At 63.1% G+C, this 17,605-nt stretch carries 16 protein-coding genes and 2 pseudogenes; 12 read left to right on the forward strand and 6 right to left on the reverse strand.

Going from position 1 to position 17,605, the window contains the following annotated elements:
• Window positions 1-126: 126 nt before the first annotated feature.
• The gene (gene rnhB, locus B4N44_RS15745; protein ID WP_296702741.1) at window positions 127-732 is read left to right on the forward strand and encodes a ribonuclease HII; all 606 of its coding nucleotides are present in this window, start codon (window positions 127-129) and stop codon (window positions 730-732) included.
• An 81-nt stretch (window positions 733-813) separates the two neighbouring features.
• Here the strand turns inward: rnhB and B4N44_RS15750 are convergent, their stop codons facing one another.
• The 5 genes from B4N44_RS15750 to B4N44_RS15770 form a co-directional block, all read right to left on the reverse strand.
• Window positions 814-3,915 (reverse strand): efflux RND transporter permease subunit, encoded by a 3,102-nt coding sequence (locus tag B4N44_RS15750; protein ID WP_296702743.1) that lies wholly within the window; start codon window positions 3,913-3,915, stop codon window positions 814-816.
• Window positions 3,912-4,991: an efflux RND transporter periplasmic adaptor subunit gene (locus B4N44_RS15755; protein WP_296702745.1), complete on the reverse strand. Its 1,080-nt coding sequence runs from the start codon at window positions 4,989-4,991 to the stop codon at window positions 3,912-3,914. Before B4N44_RS15755 ends, B4N44_RS15750 begins: the two co-directional genes overlap by 4 nt.
• 180 nt (window positions 4,992-5,171) lie before the next feature.
• Window positions 5,172-5,594, reverse strand: a complete 423-nt coding sequence (locus B4N44_RS15760; protein WP_296702747.1) for a SufE family protein — start codon at window positions 5,592-5,594, stop codon at window positions 5,172-5,174.
• Window positions 5,595-5,814: 220 nt separating this feature from the next.
• Window positions 5,815-6,141, reverse strand: coding sequence for a HesB/IscA family protein (locus B4N44_RS15765; RefSeq protein ID WP_296702751.1), 327 nt, complete (start codon window positions 6,139-6,141; stop codon window positions 5,815-5,817).
• Between the two features lie 147 nt (window positions 6,142-6,288).
• Entirely contained in the window at window positions 6,289-6,951 is a 663-nt protein-coding gene (locus B4N44_RS15770; protein WP_296702753.1) for an LON peptidase substrate-binding domain-containing protein, read from the reverse strand.
• A 367-nt stretch (window positions 6,952-7,318) separates the two neighbouring features.
• On the opposite strand from B4N44_RS15770, the gene egtB reads away from it, so the two are divergent.
• Both egtB and egtD read left to right on the forward strand, forming a co-directional pair.
• The gene (egtB, locus tag B4N44_RS15775) at window positions 7,319-8,626 is read left to right on the forward strand and encodes an ergothioneine biosynthesis protein EgtB (RefSeq protein ID WP_296702755.1); all 1,308 of its coding nucleotides are present in this window, start codon (window positions 7,319-7,321) and stop codon (window positions 8,624-8,626) included.
• The gene (egtD, locus tag B4N44_RS15780; RefSeq protein WP_296702758.1) at window positions 8,623-9,690 is read left to right on the forward strand and encodes an L-histidine N(alpha)-methyltransferase; all 1,068 of its coding nucleotides are present in this window, start codon (window positions 8,623-8,625) and stop codon (window positions 9,688-9,690) included. The genes egtB and egtD overlap by 4 nt, the downstream gene beginning before the upstream one ends.
• Window positions 9,691-9,793: 103 nt before the next feature.
• Here egtD and B4N44_RS15785 read toward each other — a convergent pair whose 3' ends face one another.
• The gene (locus B4N44_RS15785) at window positions 9,794-10,045 is read right to left on the reverse strand and encodes a hypothetical protein (protein WP_296702761.1); all 252 of its coding nucleotides are present in this window, start codon (window positions 10,043-10,045) and stop codon (window positions 9,794-9,796) included.
• A 221-nt stretch (window positions 10,046-10,266) separates the two neighbouring features.
• Here B4N44_RS15785 and B4N44_RS15790 point away from each other — a divergent pair.
• The 9 genes and pseudogenes from B4N44_RS15790 to B4N44_RS15830 form a co-directional block, all read left to right on the forward strand.
• Window positions 10,267-10,359 (forward strand): annotated as a pseudogene (locus tag B4N44_RS15790) (transposase); the annotation flags it as partial.
• A 121-nt stretch (window positions 10,360-10,480) separates the two neighbouring features.
• On the forward strand, window positions 10,481-13,273 hold the full coding sequence (gene ppc / locus B4N44_RS15795) for a phosphoenolpyruvate carboxylase (RefSeq protein WP_296702764.1): 2,793 nt from the start codon (window positions 10,481-10,483) through the stop codon (window positions 13,271-13,273).
• 84 nt (window positions 13,274-13,357) lie between these two features.
• Window positions 13,358-13,609 carry a hypothetical protein gene (locus B4N44_RS15800; protein ID WP_296702766.1) on the forward strand — a complete coding sequence of 84 codons (252 nt, stop codon included), beginning with the start codon at window positions 13,358-13,360 and terminating at the stop codon, window positions 13,607-13,609.
• A 48-nt stretch (window positions 13,610-13,657) separates the two neighbouring features.
• Window positions 13,658-13,786, forward strand: a complete 129-nt coding sequence (locus tag B4N44_RS15805; RefSeq protein WP_296702769.1) for a hypothetical protein — start codon at window positions 13,658-13,660, stop codon at window positions 13,784-13,786.
• Complete coding sequence (locus tag B4N44_RS15810; RefSeq protein WP_296702771.1) at window positions 13,786-14,706, forward strand: 5-bromo-4-chloroindolyl phosphate hydrolysis family protein; 921 nt, start codon at window positions 13,786-13,788, stop codon at window positions 14,704-14,706. Before B4N44_RS15805 ends, B4N44_RS15810 begins: the two co-directional genes overlap by 1 nt.
• Before the next feature lie 359 nt (window positions 14,707-15,065).
• On the forward strand, window positions 15,066-16,199 hold the full coding sequence (locus B4N44_RS15815) for a toxic anion resistance protein (RefSeq protein WP_296702773.1): 1,134 nt from the start codon (window positions 15,066-15,068) through the stop codon (window positions 16,197-16,199).
• A 107-nt stretch (window positions 16,200-16,306) separates the two neighbouring features.
• Complete coding sequence (rpsP, locus tag B4N44_RS15820) at window positions 16,307-16,576, forward strand: 30S ribosomal protein S16 (protein WP_093029098.1); 270 nt, start codon at window positions 16,307-16,309, stop codon at window positions 16,574-16,576.
• A 45-nt stretch (window positions 16,577-16,621) separates the two neighbouring features.
• Window positions 16,622-17,131, forward strand: coding sequence for a ribosome maturation factor RimM (gene rimM, locus B4N44_RS15825; protein WP_296702778.1), 510 nt, complete (start codon window positions 16,622-16,624; stop codon window positions 17,129-17,131).
• Window positions 17,132-17,204: 73 nt separating this feature from the next.
• Window positions 17,205-17,605: pseudogene (locus B4N44_RS15830) on the forward strand (tRNA (guanosine(37)-N1)-methyltransferase TrmD); the annotation flags it as partial.

A 17,605-nucleotide genomic window follows, 5' to 3' on the forward strand; every position in this document is an offset into this window, starting at 1 on the left:
CGTCTCGCCTTGGATGGTCACTTGGATGTGCAAACAGCCCCGGTGGGGACGCGATTCAAGAATTTTTTCGTTTTTTACTAAAACCGTGTCGGGGATAAGTGATTTGATGGCCTCGACGATGCGGATATGAGGCAGGCAGAATTGGTCACTCCGGACGCGGTTTTATGGGTCGCCGGCGTCGATGAGGCGGGGAGGGGACCACTTGCGGGGCCGGTCAGCGCCGCGGCGGTGATCTTGGATCCGGCTCGCCCGATCTCGGGCCTCGACGATTCGAAAAAACTGACTCCGGCTCGGCGCGACGTCTTGGATCTCGAGATCCGCGAACGGGCACTGGCGTGGTCGATCGCTTGGGCCAGTGCGGAGGAGATCGACCGGATCAATATCCTCCAGGCATCCATGCTGGCGATGCAGCGCGCGGTTGCGGCCTTGACTGTGCGGCCGACACGGGTGCTCGTCGACGGTCATCGTTGTCCGGATGTGGGGTGCGAGGCCGAGGCGATCGTCGGCGGCGACGGCTTGGTCCCATCGATCGGCGCTGCATCGATCCTGGCCAAGGTTGCGCGCGATCGTCTCATGTGCGACCTGGATCTGGCTTTTCCCGGCTACGGCTTTGCCGGGCACAAGGGCTATCCAACACGCGCACACATCGAGGCGCTGCGCCGACTCGGACCCTGTCCGGAGCACAGGCGCAGTTTTGGCCCGGTCCGGGCGTTGATCCAGATCATGGGCTGATCGACCTCGTCGCGAACCTGCCGGCCCTGGTCGGTATCCCGTTGGTGCTGGCGGACACGCTCGGCCGAGTCGCTCGGTTCCTCAGGATGCCTCCATTTCGCGCTCCAGTCGACGCTTCACGTCGCCGGGCGACCCGGTGTGACGGGCGAGCAGGTCGTAGGCGACCGGAACCACGAACAAGGTGAAGACGGTTGCTGCGAGGACACCTGCGAGGATGACGGTACCGATGACCGTGCGGGTCTCGGCGCCGGCACCGCTCGAGAGCAGCAGCGGGAGCGAGCCGGCAGCCGTCGTGATGCCGGTCATCACGATGGGGCGCAGACGCACGTCGGCCGCTTCGAGCAGCGCCTCGCGAAATTCCTTGCCCTGGTCGCGCAGCTGGTTGGCGAACTCCACGATCAGGATGCCGTTCTTGGCGGCGAGCCCGACCAGCATGATCAGCCCGATCTGACTGTAGATGTTGAGCGTTTGTCCGGTCAGCCAGAGGGCAAGCAATGCACCTGCAATGGCCAGCGGGACTGTCAACATGATGACGAACGGGTGAATCCAGCTCTCGAACTGGGCGGCCAGAACCAGGAACACCACCAGCAGGCCAAGAACGAAGACGAAGAGAATATCCTGATTGCTCGATCGGAAGTCGCGGCTCTGTCCCTTGTAGTCGATTTGGGTCTTTTCGGGCAGGTGCTCGGCGACCTTCGCCTCCAGGTAGCTCAGCGCGTCGCCGAGGGCAAGTCCTGAATCCAGGTTTGCCTCGATGGTGATGGCGCGCAGCCGATTGTAGCGGTTCAGGCTCTGCGAATCGGCCGACTCGATCACCCGGACGAGGTTGGAGAGCGGGATCAGCTCGCCGCTGCGGTCCGAGCGCACATAGAGGTTTTCCAGGCTTCCCGGCGTGCGTTGCTCGTCGCGCTCACCTTCGAGGATGACGTCGTATTCCTCCCCTGCGTCCAGATAGGTCGTCACCTTGCGCGAGCCGAGCATGGTCTCGAGCGTGCGCCCGATGTTGCCGACCGTCACCCCGAGATCGGCCGCGCGATCGTAATCGATCTCGACCTTGAGCTGCGGCTTGGTCTCCTTGTAGTCCCAATCGATGCCGCTCAGGCCGGGGTTATCCTCTTCGATCGCCTCGAGCAGCAGGTCGCGCCACTGCGCCAGCTCTTCGTACGTCCCGCCTCCGATCACGAACTGTACCGGCTTCCGGATGCGCGCGCCGAATCCCTGACGCATCACCGGGAAGGCGGTCACGCCGGGCAGGTCGGCAAGTTTGGCGCGCACCTCGTCCATGATGAGCCAGCCCGAACGACGCTTGTCGAAGTCGTTCAGGACCATCACGACGATGCCGGTATTGAAGAGCGCTGTATTGGAGAAGGTACGAGGCGCACGCACCAGCAGTCGGATCGCCTCCCCCGACTCGGCATAGGGCATGAGTCGCTTCTCGATTTCGTCCATATACCCGCTCATGTATCCAAAAGACGCGCCTTCGGGGCCGTTGATCAGGACAAAAAAGGCACCGCGATCCTCTTTCGGCGCATATTCCCGCGGGATCTGCTCAAGCAGCCAGACGGCAGCGCCGAGTGTGCCGATGAAGGCGAGCACGACGATCCAGGGCTGACGCAGCAGGAACCGTAGCAGGGTGCCGTAGCCGCGCCGTACCCGCTGAAAGACCCAATCGACCCCGTGGGTGAGGGATGCGCGCCGATGCGATTGCGGCAGGATCTGGGAGGCGAGCATCGGTGACAGCGACAGGGCGACGAAAGACGAGAAGGCCACGGCCGCGGCCATGGTGAGTGCGAACTCCGCGAAGAGTCGTCCGACATCCCCCTGCAGAAAGGCGATGGGCACGAAGACCGAGATCAAGACGATGGTGGTGGCGACAACGGCGAAGGCGACCTGACGGGTCCCGCGATAGGCTGCAACGAGCCGCGTCTCACCATATTGTTCCATGCGGCGATGGATGTTCTCGAGGACCACGATGGCGTCGTCCACGACCAGCCCGATCGCCAGGACCAATGCCAGCAGGGTCAGGATGTTGACGGAGAAACCGAGTCCGAGCAGGACCGTGAAGGTCGCCACGATCGAGACCGGGACGGTAACGGCCGGCACCAGCATCGCGCGCACGCTGCCCAGGAACAGGAAGATGATCAAGATGACCAGGCCGATGGCGATCGCGAGCGTCTTGTAGACTTCCTTGATGGCGTCCTTGACGAAGACCGATGAGTCGAAGCTCTGTTTGATCTCCATGCCTTCCGGCAGGTTCGCGTTGATGAGAGCGGCCTCAGCCTTGGCTGCGTCCGCCACCGCAACCGTGTTTGCGGTCGATTGCTTCACCACGCCGATGCCGACCATGGGGACGCCGTTGCCGCGAAAGAAGGTGCGATTCTCCTCGGTGCCGCGTTCGACGCGCGCGACGTCGCCGAGGCGTACCAGGTGACCGTCGGTCCCGCGCGCCAGCACGAGACGTGCGAAGTCGTCCGAGCCGTTGAAGGTGCGGTTGATGCGCACGCTGAACTGGCGATCGACCGATTCGATGCTGCCCGCGGGGAGCTCCAGGTTCTCGGCACGCAGTGCTGCCTCGACATCGGCCACCGTCAAAGCGCGCGCGGCCAGCTCGTTGCGGTCGAGCCAGACGCGCATCGCATACACCTGACTGCCGCCGACCTGGATGCGGGCCACGCCGTCGATGACCGAGAATCGATCGACGAGATAGCGTCTGGCGTAGTCGGTCAGCTCCGGAACGCTCATCCGATCGCTGACCAGATTCAGCCACATGATCACGTCTTCGTTGCTGTCGACCTTTTGAATTTCGGGCGGATCGGCCTCGGTCGGGAGTTGATCGAGCACGGCCGAGACACGATCGCGGATATCGTTGGCTGCACCGTCGATGTCGCGGTTGATGTTGAACTCGATGGTGATGGCCGAACGTCCGTCCTCGCTGACGGACTCGACCGTGCGGATGCCCTCCACACCCGCGATTCGGTCTTCGATCAGCTGGGTGATCCGCGTCTCGACGACGTTGGCCGCGGCACCCGGATAGACGGTCTCGATCGAGACAACCGGCGGGTCGATGTCTGGATACTCGCGCAGCGCAAGCCGATCGAAGGCGACCAGACCGAAGGCGACAAGCAGGAGCGAGAGGACGGTGGCGAGGACAGGGCGGGTGACCGAGATGTCGGATAGGATCATGGGGTCGGGTTCCTCGCGGCCCGCGCATCGACCGAGGAGTCATCCCTGATCACGATCTCGACAGGCTGTCCCGGCCGAGCCTTCAGATGGCCGTCTTCGATGACGCGATCGCCTTCCGCGAGCCCTTCGCGCACCTCGACCAGCCCCGGCTTGCGCGCGCCGATTCGGACTTGACGCCGCTCCGAGGTCAGACCCGCTTCGCCCTCGACGACGAGCTGAACGAAGTGCTCCTGGCCTTGGTGCAGAATCGCGGCCTCGGGCACGACCAGTGCGTCGCGCGGGTCCACCAACAGCTCGACCCGCATCAGCAGGCCGGGTTTGAGCGTGCGCTCCGGGTTGGGGATGAGTGCGCGGACCTGAATGGAGCGGGTGACTGGGTCGACCCGACTGTCGACACCCCGCACCACGCCCTCGAAAGTACGATCCCCATAGGCCGCGGCGCGTGCCTCGATTCTCAGCCCCGGCGCAAGCGCGTTCATGAAGACGCTCGGGACCGTAAAATCCAGCTTCATGAAGCTGTCGTCGTCGAGCGTCGTAATCGTATCGCCGGGTTCGACCAGGGTCCCGCGGCTGACGTTGCGCAGACCCAGCACGCCGTCGAACGGCGCCTTGATAAGACGGTCGGACAGGCGCGACTCGATGGCTACCAAGACGGCGCGGGCTGTGTCGAGGTCACGCTTGCGCTCGTCGAGAAGCGATTCGGATGCAGCACCTTGTGCGACCAATGCCTTCACCCGCTCGTATTGCCGATCCGCCTCGCCGACCCGCACCTGTGCCTCGTCGAGCAGCGCGTGCTGTTCGACGCTGGTGAGCTCCACCAGGATGTCGCCTTCTTCGACCCGTTGGCCGTCGTCGAAATGGATTGCCGAGATGGTCTCGGTGACGTTTGCGGTGATGTTGACCGATTCGTTCGCCTTCAGCGTCCCGAGGGCTTCGACCCGTTCGGCCCAGGGCATGGATCCGACCTCCGCGACCAAGACGGCGACAGCCGAGGCGGAATTCGGCGCCGTCAGGGTCACGGCGACGACGAGGGGGACAGACATCAACCAACGGGTCAGGGGTCGTAGTGAGGACATGCATCGAATCCATGTTGTCGGGCGGACGTACGCTCGGCGGCTCCATGCACCATGCCGGCGCGCCGTGCGACGACTCGCCCGGGATCCGGCGTGACGGTCATGCAACGGGGGCCACGGAGAGACGACGAACCCTGAAGCGTGGGGTATCTGCTCGGTGCTCGAGCCGAGGGCGCCGGAATCTCAACCGATTGCGGACTTTGCCTGGCCCTTCATCTTGTTGACGATTGCGTAAACACCGACATGTCGATTGGGGCTTAGGTGCTCTTGGAGCCGAAGCGCCTCGAACAGTTCCTCGACATCCAGTGCCTCGATCTCCTCGGGACGTTTCCCGGAGAAGAGTCCGACCAGCAGGGCGACGACGCCTTTGATGATCGCGGTGTCGCAATCACCCCTGTAGGTCAGATGTCCGGGTTGGTCCGGCATCGGGTGCGCAGCCGTATGAACCAGGCTCATGCACTCGATGACACGGTTGCGGTCGGTCTTATCCTCGGGCGGCATCGGCGCCAAACGCTCGCCGATCTCGACCAGGTACTGATAGCGCTCGTCCCAATCGCCGAGAAGCTCGAAGTTCTCGAGGATCTCGGTCATTTCGTCGTTGAGCATGGATGCGGATCGTTCCAAGTTGAGACTGAAGGGTTCATCACGGGGCTCCGATCGAGACAGGCTGCTCGATGTCGAGCATCGGTATCGCCTCGGCCGCGCGCCGCGACGGTGCCTTGACCTCGCGATCTTCGAAAACCCTGTATTGCGTCGACCCCGCGGCAGTGTGAAGATCGTCGATCCAAGACAACGCCAAGATATCCCGTGTCGTCCCGGACGCGATTCAGACGCTGAAGGACTCCCCGCAGCCGCAGGTATCCTTGACCTTGGGGTTGCGGAACTCGAAGCCTTGGTTGAGAAGGCTGGAGCGCACGAAATCGATCTCCATGCCGTCGATGCGGCCGAGACTGTCTTCGTCGACGACGACCTTGACGCCGTGGCTTTCGAAGATTCGATCGGTCGGGTCCACGGCGTCCGCGTAATCGACGTCGTACGCAAATCCCGTGCAGCCGCTCTTGCGGGTGCCGACGCGCAAACCCAGGCCATGTCCACGCTTGCTGAGCATACCGGCCACATGACTGGCGGCGGCTTCTGTCAGTGTTACTGCCATTGGATTAACCCTTCGCTCGTTGACGACTCTCAGCATACGGAACTGAGATCTACGGACAGTTTTTCAACCCCGCTCGACTCGGAAACCGACCTTGTCCGCAGCGGCGCCGATCCGATCACCGACGCCGTCTGTTCGTGCCGATGCGGTTCAGTGACGGTGCTCGGCGGTATCCATGCTCGCCGCCGCGGACATATCCAGAAGCCCCCGCATCAGCGCGGCCCGGTCGCCCGTCGGAAGGGTCTCGATCAATGCCTGTTTGTCCTCCGGGCTCAGCGGGAGATGGGCACACAGAAGGTTGGTCAGGTCCTTGTCGGCCATCTGCTCGACGTCCTCCCAGGGGACCTCGACGCCGCGCAGCGCGCAGTAGGCCTTCAGAGAGGTCAAGAATCCCTTGCGATCCGCGATCGGCGAGTCGCTCTCCTGGAAGTCTGCCGCGAAGCGCTCCCAGTCCGCGCGGACTCGCCGGTAACCGTGCTCTCCGGCGATCTCGCTGATCACCTGAAAGCGGCACACGCCGGTGAGTACCAGGACGATTCTGCCGTCGGTCGTCTCGCTGTAGGAGGTAATACGACCGGCGCAGCCGATGCGGTGAATCTCCGGGACCTCATCGGTCATCGTCTCGCTGGTGGGCTGAATCATGCCGATCAAGTGATTCGATCCCAACGCGTCGGCGACCATATTGATGTAGCGCGGCTCGAAGATGTTGAGCGGTAACTGGACTCCCGGCATCACGATTGCGCCGGGCAGGGGGAAAATCGGGAGCTCGGCGGGCAGGTCGGAGAATTTCGGGAAGAACGGGGTGCGGGTCATCGGCTGCTCCAGCGCCCGAACCCGCGAGAGGTCCCGGCGATGCGGTTGAACGTTTGCGATATCTTTCGGGTTAGATGGGGTGTCCGCAGCACATCCCTAGCGCTCGTTGCGGATTAAGCCCAGGCATTCGCCATTCTTTCGTCGCCACGCTGGAAATTCGGCGACCTGGACGCACCATTGCGAGCGGGCCGGCGATCAATGCGATAATAGGGATCCGTCGCACGACCGTGCGCGGCACTTCCACGATCTCCCGAGCTCGGCGGTGAGGCGGCGTGGGATTCGGGTGTCACCGAGCTCCAACGAGTCGCCGCTTCGGCTGCACGTGTCCATGGAACCTGATCCGTCAACAACCGAGAGCGAGACTCACATGCCCCTTCATCCCGCAAGGGTCCACCAGGACGATGCCGTGCGAGCGGATCTGTCGGGCGTCTTCAGGCGTGTCCGCGCCTTGACCGAGCAGCTGTGCAAGCCGCTCGCGATCGAAGACTATATGCTTCAGACACGGATCGAGACGAGCCCGCCGAAGTGGCATCTGGCGCATGTCTCCTGGTTCTACGAGACCTTCCTGCTGCGTCCCTTCCTGCCCGGCTACCGGGTCTTCCACCCGCGTTTCGAGTACCTCTTCAATAGCTACTACGAGCAGACCGGAACCGGCTTCTGGCCTCGGCCCGAGCGAGGTCTCCTGTCCAGGCCGACGGTCGCGGAGGTCTACGACTATCGGCATCATGTCGACGAGGCGATGCTCCGGCTGATCGAGGACTGTCCCTCGGTCGATTGGCCGACCGTCGCCCAACGTCTGAGCATCGGGCTGCATCACGAGCAGCAGCATCAAGAGCTCTTGGTCACCGACATCAAGGGCAATTTTGCCTACAACCCCTTGCGGCCCGCCTACCGCGACGACTTGCCGTACGCCCCGCCGAATGATCCGGATCCGCTGCGCTGGGTCGGTTTCGAGGGCGGGCTGCTCGAGATCGGCGCGGACCCGCAGGGGTTTACCTACGACAACGAAGGGCCCCGCCATCGGGTCTTTCTCGCACCCTTTGCCCTTGCCGATCGGCCCGTGACCAACGGCGAATTTCGACAATTCATCGACGACGGCGGCTACCGCGATCCGGCCCTTTGGTTGTCCGATGGTTGGGCGACCGTCCGCAAGGAGGGCTGGCAGTCACCGCTCTATTGGGAGGAGGTCGACGGGGACTGGCAGATCATGACGCTCGGGGGGATGCGCCCGCTGAATCCAGCCGAGCCGGTCTGCCACGTCAGCTACTATGAGGCCGACGCCTTCGCGACCTGGGCCGGCAAGCGGCTCCCGACCGAGGCGGAGTGGGAGCATGCCGCGGAGGGTGTCGACATCACGGGCAATTTCGTCGGCGCAGGGTATCTCCATCCGTGTCCTGCCCCACGCGGCACAGCGGGGCAGATGGGCGGGCTCAAACAGCTTTTCGGCGATGTCTGGGAGTGGACGGCGTCCGCGTATCTGCCCTATCCGGGTTATCGTGCGGTGCCGGGTGCACTGGGCGAGTACAACGGCAAATTCATGTGCAATCAAATGGTGCTTCGGGGCGGCTCCTGTGCCAGCTCGCAGGACCACATACGTGCGACCTATCGCAACTTCTTCTATCCCCAAGAGCGCTGGCAGTTCAAGGGATTTCGACTCGCGGAGACGACACCATGACCCAATTCAGCGCCTTGCAACGCTCCGAGACGGAGCTGTTTACGCCGGAGACGACGGACCGAGAAACGGCAAGCGCACGCCGCCCGCTGCAGACCCCGGGAACGATCCGGTTCTTCGATTACCGTCCGACTCCGGCGGACGTGCGCGCCGAGGTCTTGGAAGGGCTGGGGCGTCCGGCCAAGCGTCTGTCGCCCAAACTCTTCTACGACCAGCGCGGCTCGCAGCTCTTCGATGCCATCACCGAGTTGCCCGAGTATTACCCGACGCGGACCGAGATCGGGATCCTGCGCGAGTACGGCTCGGAGATGGCCGACCTGCTCGGCCGGGACAATGTCCTGATCGAGCTCGGGAGCGGCAGCAGTCTCAAGATCCGAACCCTGCTCGCCGCGCTGCAGCCCAGCGTCTACATGCCCGTGGATATCTCCAAAGAGCACCTGTTGGAGTCTGCGCATGCCCTCGCCGAGCGTTTCCCGGGTCTGTCGATCCGCGCCGCCTGCGCGGATTACTCGGCGCCCTTCAGACTCCCCATGGAGCCGGACTGGACCGACCTGGCCGCCTTCTTTCCGGGTTCGAGCATCGGGAACTTTGACCCCGACGATGCGCGCCTCTTGCTCGGTCGGGTTGCCGAGCTGCTCGGCACCGGCGGACGGCTTCTGATCGGGGTCGACTTGCCAAAGGATCCGGCGATCCTCAATGCGGCCTACGACGACGCCCAAGGCGTGACCGCGGCATTCAATCTCAACCTTCTGTCACGCATCAATCGCGAGCTGGATGGCAACTTCGATCTGGATGCCTTCACGCATCGGGCCTTCTTCGATACCGACTTGAGTCGCGTGGAGATGCACCTGGTGAGCCGGGTCGAACAGCGCGTGGAGGTCGCGGGAAGCACCTTCGATTTTCGTGCCGGCGAGACCATTCATACCGAGAATTCGTATAAGTACGGGATCGACTCCTTCCATCGACTCGCCGGTGACGCCGGCTTCGTCGCCGAGCAGGTCTGGACGGATCAGCAGGGTCTCTTCAGCGTGCACTGTCTGCGTGTCGACAACGGCTCGGCGAGATGATGTTGCCGGCCAAGGAGCGCCGCCGCGTTGTTGGCGTCGGCGTCGGATTTTGATGAACCACGCAGTTCGACCGAGCCGAAGCCTTGTTCGACTGCCCGAACGGCTACCTTACGATAGCCCGCGTCGAAATGCGTCGTGAGGGTCCTGACAGAACAGCGCCCAAGTCGGTCGAGATGAATTCGACGGAAGAACCGTTCGGACTGACATAACGATCGTAATAGAAACCGCCGGTGTACATGACTCTGCCGCTGCAATCCCCGTCGACCCGGTCGGTGCCGGTGAAGCGATAGGATTCGCCTGTGTCGCTGTCGGTTGCCATACCGACGATATTGCCCCGACCGTCGTCGGTTTCCAATCCGAAGGATCGGTAGGGCTCGCCCTCCCGAAAGCCCTCCTCGCGATACGGCTAGGTTCCCCGCATGGAGCGCGGCGAGCAGAACCAGATCGAACTCTGCGATGCCGCGTCCGCGGCTTGCTGATCCGTCTGTGCAATACTCTCCTGAATCCGTGGCTCTTATTCTACGCCCGTCACGTTTCGTCTCGCGAAGGTGTCGGCCGAATAGCCCGTAGCGACAAGTGCACATGCTGATTGCGATTCCGCCCAAGTACGCCGTCTCCGAAGTGGTCGGGTACATCAAGGGCAAGAGCGCCATCCATTTGGTTCGACGGGATATCCGTGATATGCGCATGGTTTTTGTCGGTCGGCCTTCGGCAGGGTAGTATCCGGGTCTCGATTCGCACCCTATTCGCGATGGCCCCTATGGCGGCTGTCCGCACAGAGTAACGCCCGATGAATGATGTTCCGCAAGATCAAGTCCTGGAGCGCGATGTTCAGCTCTTCACTGCCCTGCTCGGGGAGGTGCTGCGCGAGCACAGCCGCAAGCGCGTGCTGGTGATCGTCGAGCGTCTGCGCGACGGCTTCATGCAGCTGCGCGAAGGCGACGACCCCGAGCTGCGCGAGAAGCTGATGAAGCGGATCGAGGGGCTGGACGCCCAGACCCTTTCGGAGGTCATCCGTGCCTTCAACATCTATTTCGGCCTAGTCAATACCGCCGAGGAGCTCAACGCCTATCTCGCCCGCATGGATCTGATCTCGGCGGGGCAACGGCTCTGGGTCGGCTCCTTCGACGACATGGCGCGAGGGCTCAAGGACGACGGTGTGAGCCCGGAAAACTTCCAGAGTCTGCTCGAGCACCTGATCTATCTGCCGGTCTTCACCGCCCATCCCACCGAGGCGAAGCGACGCACGACCTTGGAGACCTTCCGGCGGATCTTTCTGGTCGGCCAGGATCTGCACCGCAGCAAGCTCAACGACGAGGAGCTCGAGGACCGACTCCAGGAGATCCTGACCCAGATCCAGATCCTGTGGAAGACCGACGAGGTCCGGATCCACAAGCCGCAGGTCACCGACGAGGTGCGCCAAGGGCTCTATTTCTTCCGCGAGTCGCTGTTCGAGGCCGTGCCGCAGATCTATCGCTTCCTTGAGAAGGCGGTGCGCCGAGTCTACGGGGCGCAATGCGGGATCAAGGTCCCGAGCTTCATCCGTTTCGGCTCCTGGATCGGCGGGGACCGCGACGGCAATCCCTTTGTAAAACCCGAGACCACCGAGCTTGCCGTTCGCATGCACGGCGAGCTGGTCCTGGAGCTGTATCTCGAGCGCATCCGCAAGCTGCACCGTATGCTCAGTCATGCCAGCTCCATCTGCCAGCCGTCGCCGGCCTTCATGGACAGCCTCGATTCCGACGAGGACTATTGGGTCGACACCATGGGCCAAAGCCTGCGCCGCTACGTGCATGAGCCCTATCGGCGCAAACTGGCGATGATGGATCATCGTCTCGACGCGAATCTGGAGCGGATACGCGCGCGCATGTCGGGACGGCACGATCCGACACAACCGGCCGGGTATGCCGGCGAGCGCGACTTTCTCGCCGACCTCTATCTGATTCGCGACTCGCTGCACCACCACGGCGATGCCAACGCGGCCGCCGGCCCCTTGCAGGATCTCATCCGGCTCGCCGAGACCTTCGGCTTTCACCTGGTTCATCTCGATATCCGCCAGGAATCGATCCGCCACACCGAGGCCGTGACCGAGCTGTTCGCGCGCCAGGCCGGTGCTCCCTACTATCAGGCCTTCGACGAAGAGCAGCGCCTGATGGCCTTGGCGGAGGCCATTGCCCATCCGCACCCCTTCGTGATCGACAAGGCGACCTTGACCCCGGAGACCCGAGAGACACTGGAGGTCTTCGAGGTGATGGCGCGCATGCGCGCGGAGATCAGCGAGAACCTGTTTGGTCAGTACGTCATCTCCATGACCCATTACGCCAGTCATGTCATGGAAGTCATGCTGTTGGCGCGGCTTGCCGGACTCGCCGGCAAGGATCGCCAGGGCTGGTTCTGCAAGATCCAGATCTCGCCACTGTTCGAGACCATCGATGACCTGAATCGCATCGGCGAGGTGATGGGGCGGTTGTTCCGGGATCCGACCTACGGTGCGCTGCTGAAGGCCTCGGGCAATCAGCAGGAGGTGATGCTCGGGTATTCGGATTCCTGTAAAGACGGCGGCATCCTGGCCTCGAGCTGGCGTCTCTACGAGGCGCAGCGCCGCGTGATCCAGCTCGCCGACGATCAGGGCGTCTCCTGTCGCCTCTTCCACGGGCGCGGCGGTACGGTCGGGCGCGGCGGCGGGCCGACCCACGAGGCCATCCTCGCGCAGCCGACCGATACGGTGCACGGACAGATCAAGCTCACCGAGCAGGGCGAGGTGCTGTCGTATCGTTATGCGAATCCGGAGACCGCGCGCTACGAGCTGACCCTGGGCATCAGCGGGCTCATCAAGGCCAGCCGCTGCCTGATCGAGCCGCCGCCCGAGGACCGCAAGGATTATCTCGGGATCATGGACGAGCTCGCCCGCTACGGCGAGGAGGCATATCGGCAACTGACGCAAGACACCGAGGGCTTCCTCGACTATTTCTACGAGTGTACGCCGCTCGACGGGATCGCCCTGCTGAATATCGGATCGCGCCCGTCGCATCGCAAAAAGGCGGATCGTTCGTTGAAATCCATCCGTGCCATCCCTTGGGTCTTTGGGTGGGCCCAGTCGCGTCAGACCTTGCCGGCCTGGTTCGGCATCGGCTACGCGATCGAGCGCTATCGCGGCAACGAGCTGGATCGCCTCGTGAAGCTCCAGAAAATGTATCAGGAGTGGCCCTATTTCCGCGCGCTGTTGTCCAACACGCAGATGTCGCTCTTCAAGGCCGAGATGCATATCGCACGGGCCTACGCCCGCTTGGCCGAGAACCAGGAGCGGGCGCAGGCGATCTACGGCGTCATCGAGGCCGAATACGGACGCACCCTCACACAGGTCATGAACGTCGCCGGTTTGCGCGGTCTTATGGAGGAGACCCCGGATCTTCAGCACTCCCTGGCGCGTCGCAACATCTATCTGGATCCCTTGAATCATATCCAGGTCGCTCTGCTGGAACGCTACCGTGCCGAGCAGGACGAGGCCAAGCGCGAAGAGTGGCTGGACCCGCTGCTGCGCTCGATCAATGCGATCGCGGCCGGGATGCGCAATACCGGATGACGGGCGTTCGACCTCCGGCTGCCGATCGTCCGAGGCCGGTCGGGACCGGGACATCGAATCTGGGATATTCTGCGATAAACTGTGGTGCGGATCGAGCAGCTTCGCCGCGAGGTCAAGACGGAGATCGAGCAGCTCCGCGGCGAGGTCAAGACCGACATCGAGCAGTTACGCGGCGAGCTACGCGAAACCGAGTTGCGACTCCAGAAGGAGATCCAACAGATCCGCGGCGAGGTCATGACCGCGATCGAGCGCAGCCGCAACACCTTGCTGATGTGGCTCATCCCTCTCATGTTCGCTCAGGTCGGCGCACTGACGGCGCTGGTGAAGCTGCTCTGAGCAGGTCGGGCTTACGCCCTAGAGTACATCCCGCAGCGGAATCCTCGTATGCCCGAGTTACGGACGATCGTCCCTCCATCGCCAACGCGACCCCCTTTAGGTATCCGTCTGCTCGGCGGCGTCTTGCTCACCTTCAGCGTGGGTCTGGTCTCCTGTCAGGCGATGTTCGTCCTCTGATGGCCGGCCCCGCGAGCACACCTCCCGAGCAACGTCGGACCCTGAGTCTGACCGAGCTGATTCTCGGGGTCAGGCCGGATCGTCACCCTGATCCCGATACGAACATGCCCGCTCGGGGTAAACCTCGCGCGAAGGGCACGCTCCTGTTCCTGCTGCCGATCCCGCTCCTGATCGGTGCCTTGATCGGGCTCGGGGCGGGTCGGTTGGATGTCGTCCTGTTCGACGGCGGGATCTTTGCGCTTTTCATGGCGGCAGCCGATCTGACCCGTCGCGGGCTGCGCGCGGAGCACGCCCAACAGATCCTGCGGTTTACGCGGCTCCAGCGTATCCCGCTGAAGACCATCGGCGGTTTACTGACAGGCGTTGCGACCGGATTGGCCGCCTGGTTGTCGGTCGGTCAGGGGCCAGCGCTCAGCCTCGTCTATGCGACGGTCGCGATGATCGGCTTTCATTTGGTCTACGGGCTCGAGCCGCTCGCTCGGGCACGTCCGTTCGCGACCGACGACGAGCGGGCGCGCAAGGTCGCGGCGGCCTTGGAAGAGGCGGAGCGCAAGCTGATCGACCTGGACCGTGCGGCGACGACGATCGCCAACCCGGAGCTGAAGATCCGCCTGCAACGGATCGGCTCGCAGGGCCGGTCGATCCTGAATCAGATCGCCGATCGCCCCACCGATCTGTTTCGGGCGCGCAAGTTTTTGAGCGTCTATCTCGACGGTGTCCAGCAGGTCGCCGACGGTTATGCGCGGACCCATCGCCTGGCGGATTCGCGCGAGTTGGAGCAGAATTTTCGCAATGTCCTGGTGACGGTCGAGCAGGTGTTCGACGAGCAACACCAGAGGCTGCTGAAGACCGACGTGATGGACCTCGATATCCAGATCGAGGTGCTGAAGAAGCAGCTCGAGCGCGAAGGGATTCAGTGACGAAACCGCGCCTTTGGTGACATGCGACGTCTCTGCGTCGGTCTTCCGTCGCGGTGAATAACGGCCTCGGTGGGCGCGGTTTAGGATGGGGCAGTTATAGTGAGCTCGACGTTTGGTGCATCCACGGCCTTTAGCAGGGACGCGGTTTAAGTCTATATATTTATTTGATTTTTAAACCGCGCAGGCTCCAGGGGTCGTCAAGTCTGCCGGGGCCGATCACATCCAAAAACATCGCATACCGCGCCGGGCGCGGTTTAATGTCCAAATCGATTGGGAGAGATTGAGTGAGCGAGCGAGAGCCAGGCGACGCGGCTGCGATGGATCCTCAAACACAGGGGCAAGCGACGAGCGCCCGGCCTGTGCCGACGGCCGATCCCGTCGCAGAGATCGCCCTGGCCGATTCGCCGCGTGCTGCGGAGCGACCGCTCATGGTCGGCGAGGATGTACAGGTGCCGCAGATTGGCGAGGCGCAGCTCGGGCGACTGCTGCAGGAGCTGGATCTGAACGATACCCACTCAATCCTCTTCTTCGGTTCCAAGGCCCAAGAGCGCCTCACCGAGGTCTCCGACCAAATGCTCGAAGGCGTGCGCGCCAAGGATGTGGGCCCCGCAGGTGCCGCGCTGAGCGAAATGGTTACGACGCTCAAGGGGTTTCGTGTCGATGATCTCAATCCGAACCGCAAGCCCGGTTTATTGGCGCGTCTGACCGGCAAAGGTCGGCCGGTCGTCAAGTTCCTGCAGGAATACGAGGCGGTCCGCGATCAGATCGAGACGATCTCCGGGCAACTGGAGCGGCACAAGACCAAGCTCCTGACCGACGTGACCGCGCTCGACCGGCTCTACGCGGCCAACCTGGACTATTTTCGGACCCTGGAGCAGTACATCGCGGCCGGCGAGGCGAAGCTCGTCGAGTTGGACGAGTCGACCATCCCCGCGTTGGCCGCACAGGTCGCGGCCAGCACCGACATGGTCGAGGTGCAGCGCCTGAAGGATCTGCGCGGCGCCCGCGACGAGCTGGAGCGGCGCGTCTATGACCTGAAGCTCACGCGTCAGGTGACCATGCAGGGTCTGCCCAGCATCCGCATGGTCCAGGAAAACGACAAGGGTCTGATCAACAAGATCAACTCGACCCTGGTCAATACGGTGCCTCTGTGGCGCCAACAACTGGCCCAGGCAGTGACCATCTACCGTTCGGGCGAGGCGGCGGACACCATCAAGGCGGCCACCGATCTCACCAATGATCTGCTGCGCGCCAATGCGGACAACCTCAAATCGGCGAACGCCGAGGCGCGCCGTCAGATCGAGCGCGGTGTCTTCGACATCGAGGTGGTCAAGCACGCTAATCAAACACTCATCGAGACGATCGAGGAGAGCCTGGCGATCGCCGACGAGGGTAAGCGCGCCCGCGCCATCGCCAGCCAGGAGCTCGAACGCCTGGAGGCCGATCTGCGTCGAACCCTGACCTCGGCAAGCGCCCGGCAAACGGATCAGTAGGCGAGCAACCTCATACCACTTCCATTTTCCGCCAGATTCTGTATATTTGCGCGTTTACCTGCGGGGCCATTCCCGCAACGTCCAATCGTCTGGGTCCAGGACAGCACATGGTTACGATTCGTTTGTCTCGGGGTGGCTCCAAGAAGAACCCTTTTTATCAGATCGTTGTGGCCGACATCCGCGCCAAGCGTGATGGACGCTATATCGAGCGCCTTGGTTTCTTCAACCCGCTCGCCAAGGGCGGCGAGGTCGAGCTGCGCGTCGATCGTCAGCGTGCGCAGTATTGGGTCGAGCGCGGCGCCCAGCCGACCGACCGCGTCAAGCAGCTTCTGAAGCAAGCCGCTCGCGAAGAGTCGGCAACCGCAGTCGCTGCCTAGTCCGAACGATCGCACCACGCGAAGCTGACTCGAACCGCCCCGATCGTGGCCGGACACGCGGATTCGACGCGCATCGTCGTCGGACACATCGCCGGCGTGTACGGGGTGCGCGGCTGGTTGAAGGTGATGTCGGAAACGGATCCTCCGGAGGGCATCCTGAGCTACTCGCCCTGGTTGCTCGGCGCAGACGCGACAGCCTGGTCAGTGAGCGAAGGCAAGCGCCACGGCAAGGGCATCGTCGTCAGCCTTCGCGGCTGTGACGACCGCGACCGAGCAGCCGCGCTCGTCGGGCAGGATATCGCCGTCGTTCGTGATCAGTTGCCGCCGACCTCGCAGGATGAGTTTTACTGGGTCGATCTGGAAGGACTCTCGGTCGAGACGATCGAGGGTGTCGCGCTCGGCTCGATCGATCATCTCTTCGCGACCGGTGCAAACGATGTCATCGTCGTCAAGGGTGATCGCGAGCGTCTATTGCCCTTTGTTTGGGGTGACGTTGTCAAGGATGTCGATTTCGAGCAGCGCCGGATGTTGGTGGATTGGGATCCGTCGTTCTAGCGCGTCGGCTTCGACATCGTCGGCGGTGCGTCATGTTTGAGATGCTCCGATGCGATCGGCGCCGCTATCCCTGATGCGCTTTGATGTCGTCACCCTTTTCCCGGAGCTGTTCGGGGTTCTGCTCGATCAAGGCGTGACGGGGCGAGCCCTGATCCGCGGTGTGGCCGAGCTGCACCTCTGGAATCCGCGTGAGTTCACGCACGATCGGCATCGCACCGTCGACGATCGACCCTACGGCGGCGGCCCCGGGATGTTGATGAAGGTCGAGCCGTTGCGCAATGCCATCGCCGCAGCACGCGCACAGGCACCCGAGAGCAGGGTCGCGTACCTCTCGCCGCAGGGCAGGGTATTGGACCAGGCGGCGATGGTCGAGCTGTCGCGCGGGCCCGGCTGGATCCTGGTCGCCGGACGTTACGAAGGCGTCGACGAACGCTTGATCGAGGGTCATGTCGACGAGGAGTGGTCGATCGGCGA

It is taken from the genome of Thiocapsa sp. UBA6158 (assembly GCF_002423035.1).
GTDB lineage: Bacteria > Pseudomonadota > Gammaproteobacteria > Chromatiales > Chromatiaceae > Thiocapsa.